A 26,339-nucleotide genomic window follows, 5' to 3' on the forward strand; every position below is an offset into this window, starting at 1 on the left:
GTGTGGAGAAGAGCGTCAGGGGATGCATTCCTGGGGAGGAACTGCCATGCAGCAATTGTTATTCGCCATTATGACGATGGTGGGGGGCGTGCTCGCCTGCGCCGCCTATTTCTTCGGAACGAACTGGCTGCTCGACAGGATTTTCCCCTCCAAGGGGCTGACGGGCGCGCAGGCATCGCAGAACCTGCGCATCACCAATGCCATCAGGCCCTGGCTGTTCATGGCGCCGGCGCTGTTCGCGCTCGCCATCTACTTGGTCTATCCGGTTTTCGAATCCGTCCGGCTCGCCTTCCATGACCGATCCGGCCAGCAATTCGTCGGCTTGAGCAATTTCGTCTGGATGTTCAACGACGGCGAGTTCCGCCAGTCGATCTTCAACAATTTCCTCTGGCTCCTCGTCGTGCCGGCGCTTTCCACCTTCTTCGGCCTTGTAATTGCGGCGCTGACCGATCGCATCTGGTGGGGTAATATCGCAAAGACGCTGATCTTCATGCCGATGGCGATCTCCTTCGTCGGCGCCGCCGTCATCTGGAAATTCGTCTACGACTACCGCTCGGAAGGTTCCGAGCAGATCGGCATCCTCAATGCCATCGTCGTCGCGTTTGGCGGCCAGCCCGAAGCGTGGATGACCATTCCCTTCTGGAACAACTTCTTCCTCATGGTCATCCTGATCTGGATCCAGACCGGCTTCGCCATGGTCATCCTGTCGGCGGCGCTGCGCGGCATTCCCGAGGAAACCATCGAGGCGGCGGTCATCGACGGCGCGAACGGAATGCAGATATTTTTCAAGATCATGGTGCCGCAGATCTGGGGCACGATCGCCGTGGTCTGGACGACGATCACCATCCTCGTCCTCAAGGTCTTCGACATCGTGCTCGCCATGACCAACGGGCAATGGCAGACGCAGGTTCTGGCGAACCTGATGTTCGACTGGATGTTCCGCGGCGGCGGCGATTTCGGGCGCGGCGCGTCCATCGCCGTCGTCATCATGATCCTGGTCATCCCGATCATGATCTGGAACATCCGCAACGCCACCAAGGAAATGGAGCGCTGAGATGATTGCTTCCGCCCGTTCGCCGCTCATCATCGTCGTCCATATTTCCGTCCTGCTGCTCGTCGCGCTCTGGACGCTGCCGACCGCCGGCCTCCTGATCTCGTCGCTGCGTGACAAGGACCAGCTCGCCGTCTCCGGCTGGTGGACGGCCCTTTCCACCTCCTCGCAGAACCTCACCGGCCGCGCCGCTTCGCCCGAAGCGCAGGTCGAGAAGGACGGCAAGTTCGTCATCGAGGGCAAGCTCCTCGAAGGCGACACTGCCAAGATCTCGGCCTTCGGCGTGCGCCCTTTGCAGCCGTCCGCCTTCGAAGCCGGCAAGCCCGCCGATCTGGGCGACGGCCAGACATTGACCGTCAACGAGGACGGCAGCTACCAGATCGTCTCGCCGACCAAGATGGAAGGCACGCGCGGCCAGCGCATCTTCTACACGGCGTCCGTGCCGCCGCGCTTCACGCTCGACAATTATCGTGAAGTGCTGAATGCCGCCGGCATCGGCTCGTCCTTCATCAACTCGCTGACGGTGGCGATCCCCTCGACGATCATCCCGATCCTCGTTGCCGCCTTCTGCGCCTATGCGCTGGCCTGGATGCCGTTCCCCGGCCGGGCGATCCTGATCGCCGTCATCGTCGGCCTGCTCGTCGTGCCGCTGCAAATGTCGCTGATCCCGCTCCTGAAGCTCTATAACGGCGTCGGCGCGTTCTTCGGCGTGCCTGCGAAAACCTATGTCGGCATCTGGCTCGCCCATATGGGCTTCGGCTTGCCGCTCGCGGTCTATCTGCTGCGCAACTACATGGCCGGCCTGCCGCGCGAAATCCTGGAATCCGCCCGCGTCGATGGCGCCAGCGATTTCGATATCTTCGTGAAGATCATCCTGCCGCTCTCCTTCCCGGCACTTGCCTCGTTCTCCATCTTCCAGTTCCTGTGGACCTGGAACGACCTGCTCGTCGCCATGGTCTTCCTTGGCACGGGTAATGACGAGCTGGTGCTGACCGGACGCCTGGTGAACCTGCTCGGTTCGCGCGGCGGCAACTGGGAAATCCTCACGGCCTCTGCCTTCATCACCATCATCGTGCCCCTCATCGTGTTCTTCAGCCTGCAGCGCTATCTCGTGCGCGGCCTGCTGTCGGGTTCGGTCAAGGGCGGCTGATGCCTTTCAGATAATAGGACATGCAAGAATGACGACGACGTCGGATTCCACCCTTCTCATCCCGGACAAGGACTGGTGGCGTGGCGCGGTGATCTACCAGATCTATCCGCGCTCGTTCCAGGACACGAATGGCGACGGGATCGGCGACCTCAAGGGCATCACCGAGCGGCTTGCCCATGTCGCCTCGCTGGGCGCGGATGCGATCTGGATTTCGCCGTTCTTCACCTCACCGATGAAGGATTTCGGCTACGACGTCTCGGATTACCAGGATGTAGACCCGATCTTCGGGGAGCTAGCCGATTTCGACGCGCTGATCGCCGAGGCGCATCGTCTCAACATCCGCGTCATGATCGACCTCGTCCTGTCGCACACCTCCGACAAACATCCGTGGTTCGTCGAAAGCCGCTCGCGCCGCACCAATCCCAAGGCGGACTGGTATGTCTGGGCGGATTCGAAGCCCGATGGCACGCCGCCGAACAACTGGCTGTCGATCTTCGGCGGCTCCGCCTGGCAGTGGGACCCGACGCGCCTGCAATATTACATGCACAACTTTCTGACCTCGCAGCCGGACTTGAACCTGCACAATCCCGAGGTTCAGGACGCGCTGCTCTCGGTCGCCCGCTTCTGGCTGGAGCGCGGCGTCGACGGCTTCCGCCTCGATACGATCAACTTCTACTTCCACGACAAGGAGCTGCGCGACAACCCGTCGCTCGCCCCCGAGCGGCGCAACGCGCAGACGGCGCCGGCCGTGAACCCCTATAACTACCAGGAACATATCTACGACAAGAACCAGCCGGAGAACCTGGAATTCCTGAAGCGCTTTCGCGCCGTGATGGAAGAGTTTCCGGCAATCGCCGCCGTGGGCGAGGTGGGCGACAGCCAGCGCGGTCTGGAGATCGCCGGCGAATACACCTCCGGCGGCGACAAGATGCACATGTGCTACGCCTTCGAATTCCTGGCGCCCGACCCGCTGACGCCGGCCTTCGTTGCCGATACCCAGCGCGCGCTGGAAAAGGCAGCACCCGAAGGCTGGGTCTGCTGGGCCTTCTCCAACCATGACGTGATGCGCCATGTCACCCGCTGGGGTAATGCCGTCACCGACCATGAGGCGCATGCAAAGCTGCTCGCCAGCCTCCTGATGTCGCTGCGCGGTTCCGTCTGCATCTATCAGGGCGAGGAACTGGCGCTGCCGGAGGCCGAGCTCGCCTATGAGGATCTGCAGGATCCCTATGGCATCCAGTTCTGGCCGGATTTCAAGGGTCGCGACGGCTGCCGCACGCCCATGGTCTGGGAAAGCGACAAGCAATCCGGCGGCTTTAGCCAGGGCAAGCCGTGGCTGCCCGTCCCGGACGTCCATCTCGAGCGCGCCGTCAGCGTGCAGGAGGGCGACGACGCCTCGGTTCTCGCGCATTACCGCCGCTTCCTCGCCTTCCGCAAGGAGCACGTGGCGCTGGTCAAGGGTGAGATCGACTTCCAGTCGGCCGAAGGTGCCATCCTTTCTTTCGTGCGCACGCACGGCAACGAGAAGGTCTTCTGCGCCTTCAACATGAGCCCGATCGCCCGCCTCGCCGATCTTCCGGCAGGCCAGCTGGAGGTGCTGGAAGGCCATGGCTTCGGCAGCATCATGCATGAGGAAAATATCGAACTTCCGGCCTGGAGCGGGTTCTTCGCCCGCTTTGCTTGATCGGTCAAAAACTATTGGGGAGGTAAGAGCATGACAGGGCTGGTTCTCAAGGATATCCGCAAGTCCTACGGTGCGGTGGACGTGATCCACGGCATCGATCTCGACATCAAGCAGGGCGAGTTCATCGTCTTCGTCGGCCCGTCCGGCTGCGGGAAGTCGACGCTGCTGCGCATGATCGCCGGTCTCGAGGAGATCACCGGCGGTGACATGACGATCGATGGCGAGCGCGTCAACGACGTGCCGCCCTCCAAGCGCGGCATCGCCATGGTGTTCCAGTCCTACGCGCTCTACCCCCACATGACCGTCTACGACAACATGGCCTTCGGCATGCGGATCGCCGGCGAAAGCAAGGAGGAGATCGACCGCCGCGTGCGCTCGGCCGGCGAAATCCTCCAGCTCACGAAGTATCTCGACCGCCTGCCCAAGGCGCTCTCGGGCGGCCAGCGCCAGCGCGTCGCCATCGGCCGCGCCATCTGCCGCAACCCGAAGGTCTTCCTGTTCGATGAGCCGCTGTCGAACCTCGACGCGGCCTTGCGTGTCGCCACCCGCATCGAGATCGCCAAGCTCAACGAGCAAATGGCCGATACGACAATGATTTACGTGACGCATGACCAGGTGGAGGCGATGACGCTCGCCGACCGCATCGTCGTGCTCTCGGCCGGTCATATCGAGCAGGTCGGCCCGCCGCTGGAGCTCTACGAGCGTCCCGCCAACCTCTTCGTCGCCCGCTTCATCGGCTCGCCGGCCATGAACATCATTCCGGCGAAGATCACGGCGGCGGGTGCGGCGACCTCGGTCGAACTGACGGGCGGCCGCGTCTCCAGCGTCGATATCGCGACGGCGGCCTCCGAAGTCGGCAAGACCGCAAGCTTCGGCGTGCGGCCGGAGGATCTTCAGATCTCGAGCGGCGACGACTTCCTGTTCGAAGGCACGGTGTCGATCGTCGAGGCGCTCGGCGAGGTGACGCTGCTCTATATCGATGGCCTTGTTGCCAACGAGCCGATCATCGCCAAGATCCCCGGCATCCTCGACATCAAGCGTGGCGAGAAGGTCCGCTTCACCGCCGACAAGACCAAGCTGCACCTCTTCAATGCGGCGGGGCAGAGCTATCGCGCCGTTTGATTCTTCGCCCGGGCGGCAGGATTTCGACCTGCCGCTCAACCCGATATTAAGCCTTGTTGCCTAGGCTTTCCCCCGGAAAATCGAGAATGCCGGGGGCAGGCAACAATGGGCATGGGTCAGACACCGCGCAACAACTACCTCAACAAGGAAGAGTCCTTCATGTACGACCGGGAAAAGAGTTTCCCGATGGAGGATACCTGTAACGAGGCGCGCATCGAATTCACCGAGAACGGCGGCCTCGTCAATCTCGTCTCCCGCCGTGGTCTGATCGTCAAGCTCTCGCGCAGCGGCGCCGTCATCACCATGACGACGAAGTTCCAGCTGCCGCGCAACTTCTATCTCGACATCGTCAGCGCCCGCCTGCCGATGATCGGCTGCCTGACGCAGCGCGTTTATCCCAACGATGTCGTCGAGGCCCGCTTCCTGCGCCTGCTCTCCGACAAGGACCTGCAGCGCATCTTCGTCTATTCGACGCACCGCAACCACCAGAACCGGACGCTGGATATTTACAGCTGATACGAAAAGAGGTTCGAAACGCCTCTCTTTTTCTCTCTGCCGTCACCCGAACTTGGCACGGCCTGTCCCGTCATGCTTCGGCTTGACCCGAGCATCCATCCACCCTGCAGGCCCGACTTGCATCTGTGGATCCTCGGTTCAAGGCCGAGGATGATGTTGCGTGTGTGGTGCTGGGTTGCCCAAATCACACGCCACTCACGCGAACAGCACACTTGCGCCGTGATCCGCTGGACCTGCAATGGCGCGGAAGGCGGCGAAGAGCTCGCGGCCCATGCCGAACTCATTGCCCGAGAGATCGGCCGAGGCCTGCGGGCGCGCGGCGAATTCGGCAGCATCCACCAGAACCTCGATCGTGCCATGGGTGGCGTCCAGACGGATCATGTCGCCGTTCTGGATGCGGCCGATCGGGCCGTTGTCGACGGCTTCGGGCGTTACATGAATGGCGGCCGGCACCTTGCCGGAAGCGCCGGACATGCGGCCGTCGGTGAGCAGCGCCACGCGCTGGCCGCGATCCTGCAAGATGCCGAGCACGGTGGTCAGCTTGTGCAGTTCCGGCATGCCGTTCGATTTCGGCCCCTGGAAGCGCACGACGGCGATGAAATCGCCGGTCAGTTCGCCAGCCTTGAAGGCAGCATTGAGCTCCAGCTGGTCGTGAAACACCTTGGCCGGGGCCTCGATGACATGGCGCTCCGGCTTGACGGCGGAGATCTTGATGACCGCCTTGCCGATATTGCCGCTCAACATCTTCAGGCCGCCGGTCGGCTGGAAGGGCGTCTCGATATTGGCGAGCACCTTCGGGTCGTGGCTGACCTTCGGCGACGGCTCGCGCACCACCGCGCCGTTCTCGCCGAGCCGGGCATCGACCGTGTAGGCCTTGAGGCCCTGGCCATAGACCGTGCGCACGTCGTCATGCAGCATGCCGGTCTTGAGCAGTTCTTGAATAAGGAAGCCCATGCCGCCGGCCGCGTGGAAATGGTTCACATCGGCAAGGCCGTTCGGATAGACGCGGGCGAGCAAGGGCACGATGTCGGACAGTTCGGAAATATCCTGCCAGGTCAGAACGATACCGGCGGCGCGCGCCATGGCGATGAGATGCAGCGTGTGGTTGGTCGAACCACCCGTGGCATGCAGGCCGACGACGCCGTTGACGACGGAACGTTCATCGATCATCTCGCCAGCCGGCGTGAATTCGTTGCCCTGCGCGGTAATCGCCAGTGCCCGCTTGGCGGCTTCCCTGGTCAGCGCGTCTCGCAGCGGCGTGCCGGGATTGATGAAGGAGGCACCGGGCATGTGGAAGCCCATGATCTCCATCAGCATCTGGTTGGAGTTCGCCGTGCCGTAGAAGGTGCAGGTGCCGGGTCCATGATAGGACTTGGACTCGGCTTCGAGCAGCTCCGCGCGGCCGACCTTGCCCTCGGCGAAGAGTTGGCGCACGCGCGCCTTCTCGTCGTTCGGCAGGCCAGAGGTCATCGGGCCGGCGGGGATGAAGACGGCCGGCAGGTGGCCGAAGGTCAAGGCGGCAATCGTAAGCCCGGGGACGATCTTGTCGCAGACGCCGAGATAGACGACCGAATCGAACATGTTGTGCGACAGGCCGACGCCGGCCGCCATGGCGATCAGGTCGCGCGAGAACAGCGACAGTTCCATGCCCGGCTGGCCCTGGGTGACGCCGTCGCACATGGCCGGCACACCGCCCGCCACCTGCGCCACGCCGCCGGCTTCTCGCGCGGCATCGCGGATGAGGGCCGGATAGGTCTCGAACGGCTGATGGGCCGAGAGCATGTCGTTATAGGAGGTGATGATGCCGAGGTTCGGGACGCGATCGCCGGCGAGCGCGTCTTTCTCGGCGGGGGAACAGACCGCGAAGCCGTGCGCAAGGTTCCCGCAGGAAAGGATCGAGCGGTGCACACCCTTGGAGATGGCAGCACGGACGCGGCCGAGATAGGGCTCGCGATGCGGCTTGGAGCGTTCGACGATACGGGCGGTGATGGCTTCGATGCGTTTATCGGCGGACATGGGAGCTATCCTGACTTCCTCGATTGCATTTGACACGGCAAAGCGAGCGGGAGTGCTGCGCCATCCGCGGGTAAACGGCGCCACGCGCCGGGCATGTTCGGCTTCAGCCGGCTGAGTGCTCTAGGGCGCCCAGTAGATATCGACCGGCGTCGCCGCGCGCCGGAGAATGGCGCGGATCGGCATGTCGGTTTCGGGGCCGTCCGCTTCCGCAGCGGCCAGCACGTCTTTCTTGCCCTGACCTTCGATATGCAGCGCCAGAAGGCGGGCATCCTGAAGGCTGGTGAAGGTGAAGGTAAGGCGGGTTTCACCGGCACCCTCAGCTTCCATGGTGACCACGCCGCGTGGCGTCTCAGCCGAGATGGCTTCGGCGAGATTGTTGCCGCCGGGGAAGAACGACGCCGTATGACCATCCGTTCCCATGCCGAGAATGGCGACGTCGAACGGCACGCCAAGCGAAACGGCATCGGCAGACACGATTTTTGCCGCCTCTTCCGGACTGCCGGCTTCCCGGTAGAGCGGAAGAAAGCCCGCGGCCTTCGCCTTGTCCTGCAACAGGTTGTCGGCAACCAGCTGATGGTTGGAGCGCGGGTTATCCGCCGGAACGAAACGCTCGTCGACGAGCGTCACCGTCACCTTGGACCAATCAATATCACGGTTGGACAGTGCCTTGAAGAAAGCCTTTGGAGTCGAGCCGCCGGAGACCGCGATGGTCGCCTTGCCGCGGGCCGCGATCGCGTCGGCAAGCGCGGCGGCAACCGTGTCCGCCAGACCCTCGGCCAGATCGGCGCCGTTGTTGAATTCGTGCAATCTCGCGCTCATCGCAATTCCTTACGCTTCGTGCCAGGTGCGGCCGTCGCGCTCGATGAGCGCGATCGACTGGCTCGGACCCCAGGTGCCGGCGGTGTAGCCCTGCGCCTGCTGGCCGGTCGCTTCCCACGCCTTCAGGATCGGGTCGACCCAGCGCCAGGCGGCTTCCACTTCGTCGCGGCGCATGAAGAGCGTCTGGTTATTGCGGATGACATCGAGCAGCAGGCGCTCGTAAGCGTCGGCATTGCGGGCATCGAAGGCCTCGGCGAAGCTCATGTCGAGCGAAACGTTGCGCAGGCGCATGCCGCCCGGGCCCGGGTCCTTGATCATCAGCGACTGCTTGACGCCTTCATCCGGCTGTAGGCGGATGATGAGCTGGTTAGCTTCGATACGGCCGGCCGAGGGGTCGAAAATCGAATGCGGGATCGGCTTGAAGGTGATGACGATCTCCGACATGCGCGCGGCGAGACGTTTTCCCGTCCGGATGTAGAAGGGCACACCCGCCCAGCGCCAGTTGCCGATCTCGGCCTTTATGGCGACGAAGGTTTCCGTATTGGAGACGCCGCCTTCCAGCTCCTCCAGATAGCCCTTTACCGGGCCGCCGGCCGAAGCACCGGCGCGGTACTGGCCGCGTACCGTCAGGCGCTCGACATTGTATTGGTCGATCGGTTTCAGCGCGCGCAGCACCTTCAGCTTCTCGTCGCGCACGGCCTCGGCGTCCATGGAGGAGGGTACTTCCATGGCGACGAGGCAGAGCAGCTGGAGAATGTGGTTCTGCACCATGTCGCGCAGCGCGCCGGCCTTGTCGTAGTAACCGGCACGGCTTTCGAGGCCGACGGATTCGGCGACCGTGATCTGCACATGGTCGATATGGGCGGAGTTCCACAGCGGCTCGTAGAGCGCGTTGGCAAAGCGCAGCGCCATCAGGTTCTGCACCGTCTCCTTGCCGAGATAGTGGTCGATGCGGAAAATCTGCTCTTCGCGGAACACTTTGCCGATCGTGTTGTTCAATTCGTTTGCGGAGGCAAGATCGCGGCCGATCGGCTTCTCGACGACGATGCGGGTCTGCTTGGTGATCAGCTTGTGGTCGCGGATCTTTTCCGAGATATCGCCGAAGATCGCTGGCGCGACGGCGAGATAGAAGGCGCGCACGCGCTCCTTGCCCTCGTCGAGCAGGTCCTTCAGCTTGTCCCAGCCGGCATCGGACTTGGCGTCGACGGCGACATAGAACAGCCGGTCGCAAAAAGCCTTGACCTGCTCATCCTCGAATTCGCCAGGCTTCAGGTGCTCCTTCAGCGCATCGACGGCGAACTTGCGGTATTCCGCATCCGTGAATGCGGTGCGCGACGCGCCGATGATGCGCGTCGGGTCGGAGAGCTGGCCATCGAGCTGCCGGTGATAGAGGGCCGGAAGGAGCTTGCGCTCCGCAAGGTCGCCGGTTCCACCGAAGACGACATAGTCGAAGGGTTCAACAGGAATGATCTGGCTGCTCATCGGAAATCTCGATCTCGTTCTGTTGTCGGCGTTATAATCTAATCGATTTAAAAACACCAGCGTGCAACGCAACAAATCGATCTTTCCGTGTCGATCACAGCCTGTCGCGCAGAGCGTACCACGTCATGGCGAGGAAGAGCAGCGGCGACCGGAACCTCGAACCACCCGGAAAGGCCTGGATTTTCAGGGCTTTCAGCTGGTCGAGCTCCGCGCTGCCACCAGTCACGTCCTCGGCATAGAGCTTGCCACAGTAGTTTGACAGCATGACGCCATGGCCGGAATAACCGCCGATCGTCGTAATACCGGGCATAACCTCGCGGACATAGGGTTTACGCGGCATGGTGATGCCGACCGAACCACCCCAGGCATGGGTGAGCTCGATGCCCTTCAGCTCCGGATAGACCTCCTCGATCTGCCGGCGGATCGGCGGCGTCATGTCGTCGAGATTTTCCGAATAGGCCTCGCGCCCGCCGAACAGCAGGCGTCCGTCGCGGGTCTTGCGGAAGTAGCGCACGACGAAACGCGTGTCGGCAATCGCTTCGCCGCCGGGAATGATCGACGGAAACTTGTCGAGCGGCACGGTCGCGCCGATGAAGGAGCGGATCGGCATGACATGGGCCGCCGTCTTCGGTTCGAGATTGCCGATATAGGCGTTGCAGCAGATCAGCGCCCTGTCGGCGCGGATCGTGCCCCTCGCGGTGGTGATGACCGCTTTGCCGCCCGCCCGCTCGATCTTCAGGGCAGGGGTCTTTTCATGCAGGCTCGCACCGGCGGCCTTTGCCGCCTTGGCAACGCCGACCAGCAGCTTCATCGGGTGGATATGGCCGGTGCCGGTATCGCGCATGCCGAAGAAGAAGCGTTTCGAGCCGACGCGCTGTTCTGTCTCCGCGCGGTCCATATAGCTCAGATGCCTGTAGCCGAAGCGCGTCGCGGCGATCTCGATATGATCGCGAAACTCCTTCTCATAGCTTGCCTTATGGCTCACATTGAGCTGGCCGGGCACATAGTCGATCTCGAGGTTCTGGCTGGCGGCGAAATCGTGGATATGCTGCTTGGCATTTTCCGCGAGATCGAACAGCGCCTTGGCGCGCTCGAAGCCGAGTTCGGCTTCGAGGGCCTCCGCGTCGGCCCGCTGGCCGGTGCCGAGCTGTCCGCCGTTGCGGCCGGACGCGCCGTCGCCGAAGCGATGCGCCTCGACAAGCACGACGCGCACGCCCTTCTTCGCGAGATTATAGGCGGCCTGCAGGCCGGTGAAGCCGCCGCCCACGATCGCGACATCGGTCTCGACGGAGCCGTCGAGCGGGGCATATTCGGGACGGTCGCCGACACTGGCCTCATACCAGGAGACGCCGGGGGAAATCGGGCTTTGCCAAGGCATAGCGCACACTCATAAGGTCAAGAGGGTGCGGCGGCGCGCCGGGGCGCCGGCCGCTTCTCAGGTCTGGTCTCTTGCGGCGGCCCGGACCGCCGGCCGCTCAGACGTTGAGCAGCAGGAACTCGCGTTCCCAGGGGCTGATCACCTGCATGAACGTCTCGAACTCGCCGCGCTTGACGCCGGCATAGAGCCCGATGAATTCCGCGCTCAGGACCTCCGCCAAAGCCGGATCCGATTCCAGCAGCGAGACGGCTTCGAGAAGGCCGCGCGGCAGGTCGATCGACCCTTCATTGGCGGTGTCTTCCGTAGGCGGGCTCGGCTCGACCTGGTTCATGATGCCGAGCAGGCCGCAGCCGAGCGAGGCCGCGAGCGCGAGATAAGGATTGGCATCCGAGCCGGGCAGGCGGTTCTCGACGCGCCGCGCCGCGGCATCCGAAACCGGGATCCGGAAAGCGGTGGTGCGATTGTCATAGCCCCAGGCATTGTTGACTGGTGCGGACATTTCCGGCGTCAGGCGCCGATAGGAGTTCACATAGGGCGCCATCATGACAAGCGTCTTCGGCACATAGGCCTGCATGCCGCCGATGAAGTGGAAGAACTCCTTCGAGGGCGATCCATCCGGGTTGGAGAAGACGTTCTTGCCCGTCGCGATCTCCACCACCGACTGGTGGATGTGCATGGCCGAACCCGCCTGGCCCTGCATGGGCTTGGCCATGAAGGTGGCGTAGATACCGTGCTTCAGCGCCGCCTCGCGGATTGTGCGCTTGAAAAGGAACACCTGGTCGGCGAGTTCCACCGGATCGCCGTGGCGCAGGTTGATCTCGAGCTGTGCGGGACCTTCCTCGTGGATCAGGGTGTCGATTTCGAGGCCCTGCTTTTCCGAGAAGTGGTAGATGTCGTCGATCAGTTCGTCGAACTCGTTGATCCCTGCGATGGAATAGCCCTGGCCGCCCTGGATGGCGCGACCGGACCGGCCCTTCGGCGGGTGCAGCGGATAGTCCGGGTCCTCGTTCATGGCGACGAGATAGAACTCGATTTCCGGCGCGACGACCGGCTTCCAGCCGCGGTCGCGATACATCTGCACAACGTTCTTCAGAACGTTGCGCGGCGTATAGGGCACGCTTTCGCCGGTCGAGCCGACGATGTCGCAGATGACCTGCGCGGTCGGATCGGTCTCCCACGGCACGACGGAAAGCGTTGAAAGATCCGGCAGAAGCTTGAGATCGCTATCGCGCGGTTCATAGCGGAAATTGCCGGTTTCTTCCGGGTAGTCGCCCGAAATCGTGTGGCGGTAGAGGGCGGAAGGCAGCGCCAGTGAGGTGTTCGAGGTAAATTTCGACGACGGCATCATCTTCCCGCGCGGGACGCCTGCAAGATCAGGCGTGATGCATTCGATATCCTCGATACCGCGGGCCCGAAGCCAGTCTGCGGCGTCCTTCCAGGTCTTTACCCCTCGTGGTACGCTGATGGAGGGAGGTACTTTTCCAGAGCGTACGGCTTTCTCGATGGTAGGGGTAACGACTTTCTTTTTGGACGGCATGACACACCGGGTTTGTTGACGATGGCGCCATCATAACCACAGAATAGACCTTGGCTAGCTCCCCCCGGGGGGTAGAAAACGCGATTTCTGCGGTATTTCTTGTTTTTTATGTCCGATTGACTTTCTTGCGCGATAGCAGAAAGGAGAGGCGAACGGGGATTTTTGACGTGGCAGAACGGCGGGACGTCGTCATTATCGGGGCTGGTGCGGCAGGCATGATGTGCGCCATAGAAGCGGGCAGGCGGGGTCGCCGCGTGCTGGTGCTCGACCATGCCAAGGCGCCGGGCGAGAAGATCCGCATCTCCGGCGGCGGGCGCTGCAATTTCACGAATATCCATGCCGGGCCGAAGAATTTTCTGTCGGCCAATCCGCATTTCGCCAAGTCGGCGCTCGCTCGCTACACGCCGCGCGATTTTCTCGACCTCGTTGAGCGCCATCATATCCCGTGGCATGAAAAGACGCTGGGCCAGCTGTTCTGCGACAACTCGGCGAAGGACATCATCGCCATGCTGCTCTCGGAGATGAAGGCGGCCGGCGCTGAGCTGCGGCTTTCGACCGGGATTACCGATATCTCGCATGATGGCCATTCCTTCCGCGTTGCCACGGAGCATGGCCTGATCGAGGCGGCCTCGCTGGTGATCGCCACCGGCGGCAAGTCGATCCCGAAAATGGGCGCGACGGGCTTCGCCTATCGCGTCGCCGAGCAGTTCGGTCTGGCTGTCACGGAAACCCGCGCCGGTCTCGTGCCGCTAATGCTCGATCCGGTAACGCTTGCCGCGCATGAGGGCCTGCCCGGCGTCGCCGTGGATGTCGTCGCCCGCCACGGCAAGACGGAATTTGCTGAAGCTGCCCTCTTTACGCACCGCGGGCTTAGTGGCCCCGCCATCCTGCAAATCTCCTCCTATTGGCGCGAAGGCGAGGAGATTTCGCTGCAAATCCGCCCCGATCTCGATTTTGCCGCCATCATCGCCGCCGCTCGCAAGCAGAACGGCCGGCAGGCGGTGCAGACGGTGCTTGCCGACTATATCCCCAAGAAGCTGGCACAGCTTCTCGTCAGCGACCTCGGCATCGACGGGACGCTGGCCGAGCAATCGGGAAAACGCATCGAAGCGCTCGTGCAGAAACTGCGCGACTGGCGTTTCCGTCCGCCGGGCTCGGAAGGCTATCGCACGGCGGAGGTCACGCTCGGCGGCGTCGATACGGCAGCGCTCGATTCCCGCAGCATGGCGGCGAAGGCGGTGCCGGGACTCTATTTCGTGGGCGAGGCGGTGGATGTGACCGGCTGGCTCGGCGGTTACAATTTCCAATGGGCCTGGGCCTCGGGCCACGCTTCCGGCCTGGATGCCTAAGCCCGCCGCGCGGGAATAGCGATACGGTCTTTACCGCCCGTTAAGACCTCGCGGCGGATGCTGCCGGCATGTCGGCGTTTCCCGCCTTCGGGAGACAACATGATGTAGGCCGGCTGGCCGGATCACCCGGAGTATCTGTTCTCGCGTAACGGAGTTTCGCCGCATGTCTGAAAGCCGCCGTCCTGCCCGCGCTATTGCCATTGCCGCCGCTCAAGAAAGCCGCCGTCGCCTTTTTGCGATCGGCATGAACTGCGCGCTTGCCGCCCTGCTTGTCGCTGTCCTTGCCATCACCGCACTTTGACAACTTGGAACCGTCATAAATCGGTTTAAATTGGTGATGGAATTTTAAAGATTGCCGCCGATGATCCCTGCATAGGGTTCCGGAAGCCGCGTCCCGTCACGGATGCATGCGGCGTGCAATGATTGCTCCCCCGGATACGCGGCATTGCTGCCGCATGAAGTCGGTAATCCGGCGTCCGAATCCTGGGGAGGCCCTATAAAAGGGCAGGGGTGGAGCACGCCGACAACGGATGTTCCGCCAGATGTTTATTGATCGTATTCTTGCCCGTTTTAAAATCCAGACCAAGGTTTTGGTCTTCATTCTGCCCTTCGTGATGTCGATCTGCGCCGTGGGCTTTACGGGGCTTTACGCCTCCGGGCTCCTGCAGGGCCGCATGGAAATTTCCAACAGCGTTCTCCAGTCGCTGAGCGGCTTCAAGGACGTTTATGCCGGCATGAACCGGTTCCTTCAGAACACCAGCGAAGAGACCCGCGATGCGGTCAACGAGCGGCTGAAGGCCCAGGTCGCGTTGCTGCGCCAGACGATGGACGGCCTGACGCCCGATGTCGATGCCTCAAAGCTTCTGGATGCCCAGAAGCAGACCAAGGACATCGAGGCCCGCATGGACGGGCTGTGGCTGCTCTATGTCAACGAGAACAAGCTGCACGACAAGATGGCCAAGAACCTCAGCACGCTGTCCAGCGAGCAGGTCAAGATCCTCGACGAGGCGACGAAGCTGCAACGCACCGTACGGCAGAACGAGAATGCCGCAAAAAGCATGCTGCGTGAGGCCGAGCGCCTGACGGCGGCCAGCAAGTTCTTCGGCGATCTGCTCTCCGAATTCAGCCGCGGCGCGACGCCGGAGGACCAGCTGAAGGTCATCAAGGAGTGTTTCCCCTTCATTTCGAAGACCGAGCGCTCCATTTCGACCATCCTGCCGAAGAACCAGAAGGTCGTCTCCATCACCATCCGCAACACGATCGAAGAGCTCAGCGGATTCCTGTCCTCGTCGGATCCGGCGTCCGTCACGGTGCCGGAGATCGCGCGCCGCGTGAACCGCTTCCGCCAGGTCACCATCCAGATGCAAGGTGCCGCCGCCGAAAAAATGCGCGAAGCGACCCGCATCTTCGGTGAACTCGACGAGCCGATCATCAAGTCCGAGGCGGTTCTTGCCTCCACCCGCAAGCTGACCTCGTCGATCGACGATATCGAAGTGGCGGCTGTGCGTTTCCTCGGCGAGACCTCGGACGAAAATCGCGTCAAGCTGCTCGGCAACCTTTCTATGTTGCAGATCGACATCAAGGGCCTGCGCGGCACTGCGAGCGGCCTGCCGTTCTTCGATAAGGTCGACGAGACGCTGGCGCCGGTTCTGGAACGCATTCAGGCCGATAGTGACGCGCTGGTGAAGATCAGCGCCCAGCGCAATGCCGATTTCGATGCGGCCGGCATGTCCATCGATTCGATCTGGAACCTGCTCAGCCAGTTCGCCGAGGAACAGAAGACCAGCGCCGGCACGGAACGTGAAAAGGCCAACCAGGTCTCCGTCCTTGCGACCGCCATCGGTGCGGCCATCGCCGTGCTGGCCGGCATCGCTCTGGTGCTGACGCTGAAGGGCCCGATCGGCCAGATCACCGGCGCCATGCGCCGCCTGGCCGATGGTTTCCTCGACACCGGCATCTCCGGCGAAGGCCGTGCCGACGAAATCGGCGACATGGCCCGCGCGCTCGGTGTGTTCAAGGAAAACGCGCTCTCGAAGATCCGTGTGGAAGCCGAAAGCGAGCAGCAGCGCGCCGAGGCGGATGCCGAACGCACCCGCAACGATGCGGAAAAGCAGGCCCTCGACCGGCAGATCGATTTCGCGGTGAACGCGCTCGCCGCTGGTCTCGGACGTCTCGCCCAGGGCGACCTGTCGCGCCAGATCGACACGCCTTTTACCGGCCGTCTCGAACAGCTGCGCCAGGACTTCAACGTTTCGCTCGAACGCCTTCAGGACACGCTCGGCCAGATTCGCAGCAACGCGATGTCGATCCAGCGTAGCGGCTCCGAAATGCTGCAATCGGCCGATGCGCTCTCCAAGCGTACCGAAGCGCAAGCTTCATCGCTGGAAGAGACCGCCGCTGCCGTCGAGCAGATCACCGTGACCGTGCGCTCCTCCGCCGAACGGGCGCATGAGGCCAATGTCATCGTCGGCGCCACGAAACGCAGCGCTGACAGCTCGGCCTCTGTCGTCAACAATGCGATTGCCGCCATGGGCCGCATCGAAGGTGCCTCGCGCCAGATCGAGCAGATCATCGAGGTCATCGACGACATCGCCTTCCAGACCAACCTGCTCGCCCTCAATGCCGGTATCGAAGCCGCGCGTGCCGGCGAGGCCGGAAAGGGCTTTGCAGTCGTGGCGCAGGAGGTGCGGGAACTCGCCCAGCGTTCGGCAAGTGCTGCCCGCGAGATCAAGGGTCTGATCGAGAAGTCGACGAGCGAGGTCAATGCCGGTTCGCATCTCGTGCAGGAGACGGGCTCGGTACTCGCCTCGATCAGCCAGCAGATCGTTACCGTGAGCCAGCACGTGGACATGATGGCAACGGCGAGCCGGGACCAGGCGGTGGCGCTGCAGGAGGTCAACGGCTCCGTCAACCAGATGGACCAGATGACCCAGCAGAACGCCTCGATGGTTGATCTCACAACCACCGCCAGCCGCAAACTTGCCGGCGATGCCGACACGCTGATGATGCTGGTGGAGCAATTCCGTCTGGAAGCGGACGAGCATTCAGCGGTTTACCGTGCGGCCTGAGTGCAGTTGTTAGGGTTGAAGGGAAAAACCCCGGCGTGCGGAAAGCACACCGGGGTTTTTCTTGAGCTGCATGATCCGGGTTTGCGTCAAAGCCGGATGGCGGTTTCCTCTTTCGCCGTGCGGATGACCACCATGGTGAAAAACCTGGCAACGTTGTTATCGTCGCTGAACAGTCGGTCGCACAGTGGCGCATATTCTTCCATGTCGCGCAGGCGCAGCATGAGCACGACGTCGGTCTCGCCGGTGACGGCATAGGCCTGCGAAACGGCCTCCTCTGCAATGGCGATATCCAGGAAGCGGCGCATATGCTGCTCGCCGTGCAGCTTCAGTTCCACCGTGACCAGTGCCTTGATCGTGCGCCCGGACTTGGCCGGATTGAGGATCGCGACGATCCGCTCGATCACACCGGATTTTCTAAGCCGCTGCGTGCGGCGCAGGCAACTTGAGGGCGACAGGCCCACTGCATCCGCTAGATCCACATTGGTGCGCGACGCGTCGCGCTGCAGGAGGTTCAGAAGCTTCTTGTCGATGCGGTCCATGGGCCGAGCATATTCCACCGCGTGATCTTTGCAATAAAATTGCATTCAGCTGCAATCTTTGACCAAAAGTGCGAAACGGTTCGGGCTACAGGATGGGCAGCGCAAGAGGAGCCCGCCATGCCGTTCGTCACTTCTGCCCTGAACAAGACCAGGGAAACCCTCGCCATTTATTGGGTGCTTGTACGGATTACCGTTCCCATCGCCCTCCTGACGGAGCTTTTGGCTAGGATGGGCGTGATCGAGGCGATGACGCCGGCTTTTGCACCGGTCATGAACCTTGTCGGGCTTCCGCCCGAGCTGGGGCTGGCATGGCTGACCGGCATGCTCGTCGGGATATGGGGCGCCGTGCCGCTCCTCTTCACCCTCGTTCCGGTGTCCTCGCTCAGCGTGGCTAACGTCACGGTCTTTTCCGCGCTCATCCTGTTTGCGCACGGCCTTCCCATCGAGCAGAAGATCATCCAGCAGGCCGGTCCGGGCATGATCGCCACGACGGTGTTGCGCCTTGCCGGCGGCCTGCTCTATGCCTTCCTGCTGCATCATGTGCTCAACGCGACCGGCTGGCTTTCGGCCCCCGTCGATCCCGCCTGGATCCCGCTCGGCGCGACGCCCGATTGGGCCCATTATCTGCGCGGGCTTGCGGAGACGATGGCCTGGATGCTCGTCATCCTCCTCGTCCTCTCCTGGGGCCTCGAGCTTCTCAAGGTCACCGGGGCACTGGCTCTTCTGATGAAGGCGCTATCGCCGGTGCTGCGCCTGGCGGGTATCCGCGGCGAGGCGGAGCATCTCACCGCTGTCGGTCTGTTCCTCGGCATTTCCTATGGCGCCGGCCTTCTTATCCGCGAGGCGCAATCGGGCGCGATATCGCCGCGCCAGATCTTCCTGTCCTGCGTCTTCATGGGCTTCGCCCACAGCGTGATCGAGGATACGCTGATCGTGATCTCGCTTGGCGCGGATGTTTATGGCGTGCTCGCGGGGCGGATCGTCTTCGCCATCGCGGCGACGGCCATCCTCGCCGCCCTGTTGCGCCAGCTCTCGGACAAAGCCTTCTTTGCCCGGATGTTTCGGATGGATGCCGTAAAAGCCGGCGGCTGACGTGGAGCGCCTGAAACGAAAAATCCCCGGCGCAGGGAACGCCGGGGATTTTCTTTGACTGGATTTATGCCTGTCAGCCGCGACCCTGCGTCACGATGACCGGGATCAGCAGGTCGCCCCAGTTGCCCTCGCCGCCGTGGTGACGGGCGGAGCGGACGAGTTCGACCGAAACGCCGGCCTCGACCGCCTTCATGACGGACTGGTTGAGGCGGTGCAGGTCGTTGGCGACCATGCGGATCATGGCCTGCTGGTCTGGTGTCATCGCGGAAGCCTGTTCTTCAGCGCGTTCCTTGACTCGGGTCTGGACTGTCATGGCATTTCTCCTCTTTTAATCGGGGTTCTTGAAGGTTGGACGAAGGGCTTATTCGGCGGCCGGGCGGAACTGTTCGTGCTCGGTCGATTCATGCATGGCGGTCGTCGAGGACTGGCCGCCGGTGATGGCCATGGAGACGGCGTCGAAATAGCCGGTGCCGACTTCGCGCTGGTGCTTGGTGGCGGTGTAGCCGTTGATCTCGGCGGCGAATTCCGCTTCCTGCAGCTCCGAATAGGCGGCCATCTGGCGCTCCTTGTAGCCGCGGGCCAGTTCGAACATGCCGAAGTTCAGCTGGTGGAAGCCGGCGAGCGTGATGAACTGGAACTTGTAGCCCATCGCACCCAGCTCGCGCTGGAACTTGGCGATCGTTGCGTCGTCCAGGTTCTTCTTCCAGTTGAACGAGGGCGAGCAATTGTAGGCGAGCAGCTTGCCGGGATGAGCCTTGTGCACCGCCTCGGCGAACTTGCGGGCCTGTTCAAGGTCCGGCTTGCCGGTCTCCATCCAGATCAGGTCGCAGTGCGGCGCATAGGAAATGGCGCGGGCAATGCAGGGCTCGATGCCGTTCTTGACCTGGTAGAAGCCTTCAACCGTGCGGCCCTTGTCCTTGTCGACGAAGGGCTGGTCGCGCTCGTCGATATCTGAGGTCAGGAGCTTTGCGGCCTCAGCGTCGGTGCGGGCGACGATCAGCGTCGGGACCCCCATGACGTCGGCGGCAAGGCGCGCGGCGTCGAGGTTGCGGATATGCGCGGCGGTCGGGATCAGGACTTTGCCGCCGAGATGGCCGCACTTCTTTTCCGAGGCCAGCTGGTCCTCGAAGTGAACGCCGGCCGCACCTGCCTCGATGAACGCCTTCATGATCTCGAAAGCGTTGAGCGGGCCGCCGAAGCCGGCTTCCGCATCGGCGACGATCGGGGCGAACCAGGTGTCGACCGAAAGGCCGTTGCCCTCGGCGGTCTCGATCTGGTCGGCGCGCTGCAGGGTGCGGTTGATGCGCTTTGCCAGTTCCGGCGCGGCGTTTGCCGGATAGAGCGACTGATCGGGATACATGGCGGATGCCGTGTTGGCATCGGCAGCGACCTGCCAGCCGGAGAGATAGATTGCCTTCAGGCCGGCGCGGACCATCTGCATGGCCTGGTTGCCCGAGAGCGCGCCGAGCGCATTGACGAAATCTTCCTCGTGGATGAGCTTCCAAAGGCGGTTCGCACCGTTTTCAGCCAGCGTGTGGCGGATCTGGACCGAGCCGCGCAGCTTCTCGACCGTCTCGGCCGTATAGGGGCGTTCGATGCCGTCGAAGCGGCCCTTGGGTGCGCTCGGAACGAGATTGTAAAAATCGGTCATAGTATCCTCCAAATGCGATGTCTCGGGATCGGGCTTGTGTCACTTCGCTGCCCGATTTCATGTGACAGTATTTACATCGCAGCGCACAATAGGGCGAGAGAAAACCGGAAAATCAGCGAGATAATCGGGTAATGATGTCTTGTCTTTGACAATTCCGATCTGTAAAAAAGTAAAGATTGTAAATTCAGCGTTTGAGAAATCCGTGTAAAGGATGTGACATATGGCCGAGAACAAGATTTTTGCCGGCCCGAAAGTCCGGCGCATCCGCAACACGCTCGGCTTGACCCAGACGGCGATGGCCGAGGGCCTGTCGATCTCGCCGTCCTATCTCAACCTCATCGAGCGCAACCAGCGACCATTGACCGTGCAGCTGCTGCTGCGGCTCGCCTCCGTTTACAAGGTCGATCTCGACGATCTCCAGGGTGAGAGCGCCGGCAATGCCCGCCAGCTGCGCGAGGTCTTTGCCGATCCGCTGCTCTCGGGTGAACTTCCGGGGGATCACGAACTGGTGGAAATCGCCGATGCCGCGCCGAATGTCGCGAGCGGCATCGTTAAACTCTACCGCGCCTATCGCGAACAGGCCGCGCGCCTTACCGATCTTGCCGATCTGCTCGCCCGCGAAGGGCACGCCACCACGCTTGCCGGCACGCTGCTGCCGATGGACGAGGTGCGCGACAAGCTGGAAGGGCGGCCCAACTATTTCGGAGCCATCGAGGAGGCGGCCGAGCGGTTTCACGCGGCGCTGGCGCCCGGCGACGACCTGAGCAATGCCCTGAAGGGCTGGCTGCGCAAGGAACATGGCGTCGTAGTGCGCGCGCTACCGGTCCATACCATGCCAAACCTGCGCCGCCGCTTCGACCGGCACTCCATGCGCCTCTTTCTCTCCGAGCGCCTGTCGCCCTTCGACCAGCTGCGCGAGATCGCCATGGAGACGGTGCAGCTGGCGCTTCAGGATGAGATCTTCGCCGAACTCGACCTGCTTGCCTTCTCGACGGCGGAGGCAAAGCGCATCGCCCGCTTCGAGCTGGCGCGCTATGCCGCCCATGCGCTGATGATGCCCTATGAGGCCTTCCATGCGACGGCGCAGCGCGTGCGCTACGATGTCGACGTGCTGCGCTCCCGCTTCGGCGTCTCCTTCGAGCAGGCCGCGAACCGCCTGACCATGCTGCAGCGGCCGGGCAAGACGGGCGTGCCCTTCTTCATGCTGGAAATCGACAATGCCGGCCATCGCTTCCGCCGGGCCGGCGCACAGGGCTTTCCACAGGCACGCTTCGGCGGCGGCTGTCCGAAGCTCGGCGTGCATTCGGCCTTCTCCCAGCCGGGGCAGATCCTCGTCGACCGCGTCGAGATGCCGGATGGCGGGGTGTTCCTGACGGTATCGCGCACGCTGGAAGGACCGCAGGGCGCCTTTGCCGAACGGGTGCGCCGCACCGCGCTGCTGCTCGGCTGCGATGCTGCCCATGCGGAGGAGACGGTCTATGGCGAGGCGGTGCGCCGCGACGGTGCCGTCGCAGTCGCAGTCGGCACGGCCTGCCGGTTGTGCGAGAGGCAGGGATGTCTGGCCCGCGCGGAGCCCCCTGTGACACGTCCTCTGGGGCTCGATGAAATGGTCGCGGGCCTCAGCCTTTTCGACTTCCAGTAAATTTCCGCTTGATTTCCGTCACCGATAGGTTTTGAAATCTGATAGGAATGGGAACAATGTGATATCAAAATTCGCTCTCTGTTTGCGTAGAATGCAGCTTGTCGCCTCCCGAAAAACAACCATAATCGGCGACTGTTCTTCCTACGAACTCATAGACCCGCGAAAGAAACTGGGAGATAAATCAATGATAAAACGTATTCTTTTGGCGACGGCCGCTCTCGGCGCGATGCTTGGCGCGGGCAGCGCCCTGGCAGAAGATAAGGTGGTCAACGTCTATAACTGGTCGGACTATATCGACAGTTCGATCATCGACGACTTCACCAAGGAAACCGGCATCAAGGTCGTCTACGACGTCTACGACTCGAACGAAATTCTCGAAACGAAGCTGCTCGCCGGTGGCACCGGCTATGATGTGGTCGTACCGACCAACACGTTCCTCCAGCGCCAGATCGCAGCCGGCGTCTACCAGAAGCTCGACAAGTCCAAGCTGCCGAACCTGAAGAACATGTGGGACATGGTCGCGACGCGTATGCAGCCGTTCGACCCGGGCAATGAATATTCGATCAACTATATGTGGGGCACGATCGGTATCGGTTATAACAAGGCCAAGATCAAGGAAGCGCTCGGCACCGACCAGATTGACAGCTGGAACGTGATCTTCGATCCGGCCAATGCCGAAAAGCTCAAGGATTGCGGCATCAACCTGCTGGATTCTCCGACCGACATCATTCCGGTGACGCTCGCCTATCTGGGTCTGAACCCCGACAGCCATGACCCGGCCGATATCGCAAAGGCCGAGGAAGCCCTGCAGAAGATCCGGCCCTTCGTGCGCAAGTTCCATTCGTCTGAGTTTATCAACGGCCTTGCCAACGGCGATATCTGCATCGCTGTCGGCTGGTCGGGCGATATCTTCCAGGGCCGCGACCGCGCGGAAGAAGCCAAGAACGGCGTCGAAATCGGCTATGCCATTCCGAAGGAAGGCACGCAGATGTGGTTCGACCAGATGGCGATCCCCGCCGACGCGCCGCATGTCGCAGAGGCCCACGCCTTCCTCGACTACATCATGCGCCCGGAAGTCATCGCCAAGGCATCGACCTACATCCACTATGCCAATGGCAACAAGGCTGCGCAGGCCGTGATGCCGGAAGAGATCATCAAGGACACGACGATCTATCCGGATGACGAGACGCTGAAGAAGCTCTTCACCAACACGACTCTGGATCCGAAGACGCAGCGCCTGTTCACGCGCACCTGGACCAAGATCGTGACCGGCCAATAACCGGTCCAAAGCGAATTGCCCGGAAGTCTCTTCCGGGCATTTTTCTTATGAGTTGCCCAAAATAAGAGATGGGGACAGGCAATGAAATCTCTCGGCAATATTCGTCGCGCCTTTGCACCGTGGACGGACCCGGACGCAAAACCGTATATCACGTTCCGCAATGTCACGAAGAGGTTCGGCGATTTCACGGCCGTCGACGATCTCACGCTCAACATCTACCATCGCGAGTTTTTCGCGCTGCTCGGCGCCTCGGGGTGCGGCAAGTCCACGCTCCTGCGCATGCTCGCCGGCTTCGAACGGCCAACCTCGGGCGAGATCATTCTGGACGGCCAGGACATTGCCGGCATTCCGCCCTACAAGCGGCCCGTCAACATGATGTTCCAGTCCTACGCGCTCTTCCCGCACATGTCGGTGGAGAGCAATATCGGCTTCGGCCTGCGCCAGGACGGCATGCCGAAGAACGAGATTGCCGAGCGCGTCGCCCAGATGCTCAAGCTGGTGAAGCTCGAAAAGTTCGCCAAGCGCAAGCCGCACCAGCTTTCCGGCGGCCAGCGCCAGCGCGTGGCGCTCGCCCGCTCGCTTGCGAAGCGCCCGAAGGTGCTTCTGCTCGACGAGCCGCTCGGCGCGCTCGACAAGAAGCTGCGCGAGGAAACCCAGTTCGAACTGATGGACCTGCAACAGGAACTTGGCCTGACCTTCGTCGTCGTGACCCACGACCAGGAGGAGGCGATGACCATGGCCGACCGCATCGCGGTGATGAGCCATGGCAAGGTCATCCAGGTCGCCACGCCGGCGGAAATCTATGAAGCGCCGAACTCCCGCTTCGTGGCCGACTTCATCGGCGACGTGAACATTCTCGACGGCAAGGTTTCTGCCAGTGGCAACGGCAAGATCGAGCTCGCCGTCGCCGAAGGCTTCACCATCCGCACCGCCACCGGCAGCACGCCGGCCACCGGCTCTGCCGCCGGCTTCGCCATCCGCCCGGAAAAGCTGAAGGTGACACGCGCCGCTCCGGCCGATGCTTCGGTCAATGCGGCGCAGGGCGAGATCTGGGACATCGGCTATCTCGGCGACATGACAGTGTTCTACGTCAAGCTCGACAGCGGCAAGGTGGTGAAGGCCTCCATGCTGAATGCCCAGCGCGAGGTCGAGGACCCGATCGCCTATGACGAGAAGGTCTGGGTCTCCTTCGGCGAGACGGCCGGCGTCGTGCTGAAGGATTGATGCGATGAAGAAGCTCGGCTCCGCCATCTTCAGCCGCCTTGTCATCATTATTCCCTATGCTTGGCTGCTGTTCTTCTTCCTCATCCCGTTCTTCATCGTCTTTCGCATCTCGCTGTCCACCACCGCCATCGCCCAGCCGCCTTACGAGCCGGCGTTCGCATGGTCGGACGGCCTGTCGGGTGTCTGGCAGAAGATGGGGCAGTTCAGCTTCGACAATTTCGTCTGGCTGACCGAGGACGCGCTCTATTTCAACGCCTATATGTCGAGCCTCTGGATCGCCGGCGTCTCCACGCTGGTGACGCTCCTGATCGGCTATCCCATCGCCTATGGCATGGCGCAGGCGCCGCGAACGCTGCGTCCCACGCTCCTGATGCTGGTGATCCTGCCGTTCTGGACGAGCTTCCTCATCCGCGTCTATGCCTGGATCGCCATTCTGAAGCCCGAAGGCCTGCTCAACCAGTTCCTGATGAACATCGGCGTCATCGACCAGCCGCTGATCATCATGAACACCAATTGGGCGATCTATATCGGCATCGTCTATTCCTACCTGCCCTTCATGATCCTGCCGCTCTATTCCGCGTTGGAAAAGATGGACAACACGCTGATCGAGGCCGCACAGGACCTCGGCTGCCCGCAGATCACGGCCTTCTGGAAGGTGACCTTCCCGCTCTCCATTCCCGGCATCATCGCGGGCTGCATGCTCGTGTTCATTCCGGCCGTGGGCGAGTTCGTCATTCCCGACCTGCTCGGCGGATCGCAGACGCTGATGATCGGCAAGACGCTGTGGAACGAATTCAACGCAAACCGCGACTGGCCGGTCTCGGCTGCCGTCGCCACTATCCTGCTCCTCATCCTGGTCGTGCCCATCGTGTTCTTCCAGAATGCGCAGGCCAAGGCCGAAGAGCAGGGGAGGTAAGCCCATGAACACCTGGTCCCGTTTCAATATAGCATCGGTCGTTCTCGGCTTCTCCTTCCTCTATCTGCCGATCGTGCTCCTGGTCGTCTTCTCCTTCAACGAGTCCAAGCTCGTGACGGTGTGGGCCGGCTTCTCGACCAAATGGTACGTCTCGCTGTTCCACAATCAGGGCCTGATGGACGCCGCCTGGGTGACGATCCGCGTGGCGCTGATCTCGGCAACGGCGGCCACCGCACTCGGCACCATGGCGGCGCTGGCGCTGACGCGCTATACGCGCTTTCGCGGCCGGCTGCTGTTCTCCGGCATGGTCTATGCACCGCTCGTCATGCCGGAGGTCATCACCGGCCTGTCGCTGCTCCTGCTCTTTGTCGCCATCGGCTTCGACCGCGGCTTCGTCACGGTCATGCTGGCGCACATCACCTTCTCGATGTGCTTCGTGACGGTGGTGGTGCAGTCGCGCCTCCTGTCTTTCGATCGCTCGGTCGAGGAGGCCGCGCTCGATCTTGGTGCGACACCGGTCAGGACCTTCCTGGAGGTGACGCTGCCGATCATCGCGCCTGCTGTTCTGTCAGGCTGGATGCTGGCGCTGACGCTGTCGCTTGACGATCTTGTCATCTCCTCGTTCACCTCGGGCCCCGGTGCCACCACGCTGCCGATGAAGATCTATAGCCAGGTGCGCTTGGGTGTGACGCCGGAAATCAATGCGGCCTGCACCCTGCTCATCGGCTTCGTCGCCATCGGCGTGATCATTGCCTCGGTCATGACCAAGCGGCGCGAAGTGCAGCGCCAGCGCGACGAGCAAGCGGCCTTCGCGGGCCGCTGAG

At 62.4% G+C, this 26,339-nt stretch carries 22 protein-coding genes; 14 read left to right on the forward strand and 8 right to left on the reverse strand.

Annotated features, from left to right (window positions below; translation table 11 throughout):
* Nucleotides 1–46: 46 nt before the first annotated feature.
* The 5 genes from D0Y60_RS07360 (at nt 47) to D0Y60_RS07380 (ending at nt 5,523) form a co-directional block, all read left to right on the forward strand.
* A complete protein-coding gene (locus D0Y60_RS07360) occupies nt 47–1,054 on the forward strand; it encodes a sugar ABC transporter permease (protein WP_117368249.1) in 1,008 nt (335 codons plus the stop codon).
* A 1-nt stretch (nt 1,055) separates the two neighbouring features.
* Nucleotides 1,056–2,201 carry a carbohydrate ABC transporter permease gene (locus D0Y60_RS07365; RefSeq protein WP_117368251.1) on the forward strand — a complete coding sequence of 382 codons (1,146 nt, stop codon included), beginning with the start codon at nt 1,056–1,058 and terminating at the stop codon, nt 2,199–2,201.
* A 28-nt stretch (nt 2,202–2,229) separates the two neighbouring features.
* Nucleotides 2,230–3,885, forward strand: a complete 1,656-nt coding sequence (locus tag D0Y60_RS07370; protein ID WP_117368253.1) for an alpha-glucosidase — start codon at nt 2,230–2,232, stop codon at nt 3,883–3,885.
* A gap of 30 nt (nt 3,886–3,915) precedes the next feature.
* On the forward strand, nt 3,916–5,007 hold the full coding sequence (gene ugpC / locus D0Y60_RS07375; protein WP_117368255.1) for a sn-glycerol-3-phosphate ABC transporter ATP-binding protein UgpC: 1,092 nt from the start codon (nt 3,916–3,918) through the stop codon (nt 5,005–5,007).
* A 111-nt stretch (nt 5,008–5,118) separates the two neighbouring features.
* Nucleotides 5,119–5,523 (forward strand): hypothetical protein, encoded by a 405-nt coding sequence (locus D0Y60_RS07380; RefSeq protein WP_245409106.1) that lies wholly within the window; start codon nt 5,119–5,121, stop codon nt 5,521–5,523.
* Between the two features lie 195 nt (nt 5,524–5,718).
* Here D0Y60_RS07380 and edd read toward each other — a convergent pair whose 3' ends face one another.
* The 5 genes from edd to D0Y60_RS07405 form a co-directional block, all read right to left on the reverse strand.
* On the reverse strand, nt 5,719–7,539 hold the full coding sequence (edd, locus tag D0Y60_RS07385) for a phosphogluconate dehydratase (RefSeq protein ID WP_117368259.1): 1,821 nt from the start codon (nt 7,537–7,539) through the stop codon (nt 5,719–5,721).
* Between the two features lie 120 nt (nt 7,540–7,659).
* On the reverse strand, nt 7,660–8,358 hold the full coding sequence (pgl, locus tag D0Y60_RS07390) for a 6-phosphogluconolactonase (protein ID WP_117368261.1): 699 nt from the start codon (nt 8,356–8,358) through the stop codon (nt 7,660–7,662).
* 9 nt (nt 8,359–8,367) lie between these two features.
* Complete coding sequence (gene zwf / locus D0Y60_RS07395; RefSeq protein WP_117368263.1) at nt 8,368–9,840, reverse strand: glucose-6-phosphate dehydrogenase; 1,473 nt, start codon at nt 9,838–9,840, stop codon at nt 8,368–8,370.
* 94 nt (nt 9,841–9,934) lie between these two features.
* Nucleotides 9,935–11,218 carry an FAD-binding oxidoreductase gene (locus D0Y60_RS07400; RefSeq protein WP_117368265.1) on the reverse strand — a complete coding sequence of 428 codons (1,284 nt, stop codon included), beginning with the start codon at nt 11,216–11,218 and terminating at the stop codon, nt 9,935–9,937.
* A 97-nt stretch (nt 11,219–11,315) separates the two neighbouring features.
* Nucleotides 11,316–12,755, reverse strand: a complete 1,440-nt coding sequence (locus D0Y60_RS07405) for a glutamine synthetase family protein (protein ID WP_117368267.1) — start codon at nt 12,753–12,755, stop codon at nt 11,316–11,318.
* Nucleotides 12,756–12,922: 167 nt separating this feature from the next.
* Here D0Y60_RS07405 and D0Y60_RS07410 point away from each other — a divergent pair, with 167 nt between their 5' ends.
* From D0Y60_RS07410 to D0Y60_RS07415, 3 genes are all read left to right on the forward strand, one after another.
* Complete coding sequence (locus tag D0Y60_RS07410) at nt 12,923–14,104, forward strand: NAD(P)/FAD-dependent oxidoreductase (RefSeq protein WP_117368269.1); 1,182 nt, start codon at nt 12,923–12,925, stop codon at nt 14,102–14,104.
* Between the two features lie 163 nt (nt 14,105–14,267).
* The gene (locus tag D0Y60_RS24715) at nt 14,268–14,405 is read left to right on the forward strand and encodes a hypothetical protein (protein WP_158565416.1); all 138 of its coding nucleotides are present in this window, start codon (nt 14,268–14,270) and stop codon (nt 14,403–14,405) included.
* Nucleotides 14,406–14,646: 241 nt separating this feature from the next.
* Nucleotides 14,647–17,172, forward strand: a complete 2,526-nt coding sequence (locus D0Y60_RS07415) for a HAMP domain-containing methyl-accepting chemotaxis protein (protein WP_117368473.1) — start codon at nt 14,647–14,649, stop codon at nt 17,170–17,172.
* Nucleotides 17,173–17,258: 86 nt separating this feature from the next.
* Here D0Y60_RS07415 and D0Y60_RS07420 read toward each other — a convergent pair whose 3' ends face one another.
* Nucleotides 17,259–17,711 (reverse strand): Lrp/AsnC family transcriptional regulator, encoded by a 453-nt coding sequence (locus tag D0Y60_RS07420; protein ID WP_117368271.1) that lies wholly within the window; start codon nt 17,709–17,711, stop codon nt 17,259–17,261.
* A gap of 117 nt (nt 17,712–17,828) precedes the next feature.
* Here D0Y60_RS07420 and D0Y60_RS07425 point away from each other — a divergent pair, with 117 nt between their 5' ends.
* On the forward strand, nt 17,829–18,803 hold the full coding sequence (locus tag D0Y60_RS07425) for a nucleoside recognition domain-containing protein (protein WP_117368273.1): 975 nt from the start codon (nt 17,829–17,831) through the stop codon (nt 18,801–18,803).
* A gap of 73 nt (nt 18,804–18,876) precedes the next feature.
* On the opposite strand, the gene D0Y60_RS07430 is transcribed toward D0Y60_RS07425, so the two are convergent.
* The gene (locus D0Y60_RS07430) at nt 18,877–19,116 is read right to left on the reverse strand and encodes a hypothetical protein (protein ID WP_023516665.1); all 240 of its coding nucleotides are present in this window, start codon (nt 19,114–19,116) and stop codon (nt 18,877–18,879) included.
* A gap of 48 nt (nt 19,117–19,164) precedes the next feature.
* On the reverse strand, nt 19,165–20,454 hold the full coding sequence (gene aceA / locus D0Y60_RS07435; protein ID WP_117368275.1) for an isocitrate lyase: 1,290 nt from the start codon (nt 20,452–20,454) through the stop codon (nt 19,165–19,167).
* Between the two features lie 220 nt (nt 20,455–20,674).
* On the opposite strand from aceA, the gene D0Y60_RS07440 reads away from it, so the two are divergent.
* The 5 genes from D0Y60_RS07440 to D0Y60_RS07460 all read left to right on the forward strand — a co-directional run bounded on the left by D0Y60_RS07440 (nt 20,675) and on the right by D0Y60_RS07460 (nt 26,338).
* On the forward strand, nt 20,675–22,096 hold the full coding sequence (locus tag D0Y60_RS07440; RefSeq protein ID WP_117368277.1) for a helix-turn-helix domain-containing protein: 1,422 nt from the start codon (nt 20,675–20,677) through the stop codon (nt 22,094–22,096).
* Between the two features lie 184 nt (nt 22,097–22,280).
* The gene (locus D0Y60_RS07445) at nt 22,281–23,375 is read left to right on the forward strand and encodes a polyamine ABC transporter substrate-binding protein (RefSeq protein ID WP_117368279.1); all 1,095 of its coding nucleotides are present in this window, start codon (nt 22,281–22,283) and stop codon (nt 23,373–23,375) included.
* A gap of 81 nt (nt 23,376–23,456) precedes the next feature.
* Nucleotides 23,457–24,599, forward strand: a complete 1,143-nt coding sequence (locus tag D0Y60_RS07450; protein ID WP_117368281.1) for an ABC transporter ATP-binding protein — start codon at nt 23,457–23,459, stop codon at nt 24,597–24,599.
* A gap of 4 nt (nt 24,600–24,603) precedes the next feature.
* Entirely contained in the window at nt 24,604–25,515 is a 912-nt protein-coding gene (locus tag D0Y60_RS07455; RefSeq protein ID WP_117368283.1) for an ABC transporter permease subunit, read from the forward strand.
* A gap of 4 nt (nt 25,516–25,519) precedes the next feature.
* Complete coding sequence (locus tag D0Y60_RS07460) at nt 25,520–26,338, forward strand: ABC transporter permease subunit (RefSeq protein WP_117368285.1); 819 nt, start codon at nt 25,520–25,522, stop codon at nt 26,336–26,338.
* The last annotated feature ends 1 nt before the right edge of the window (nt 26,339 follow it).

Origin of the sequence: Shinella sp. WSJ-2 (assembly GCF_003432075.1) — a bacterium.
Lineage (GTDB): Bacteria > Pseudomonadota > Alphaproteobacteria > Rhizobiales > Rhizobiaceae > Shinella.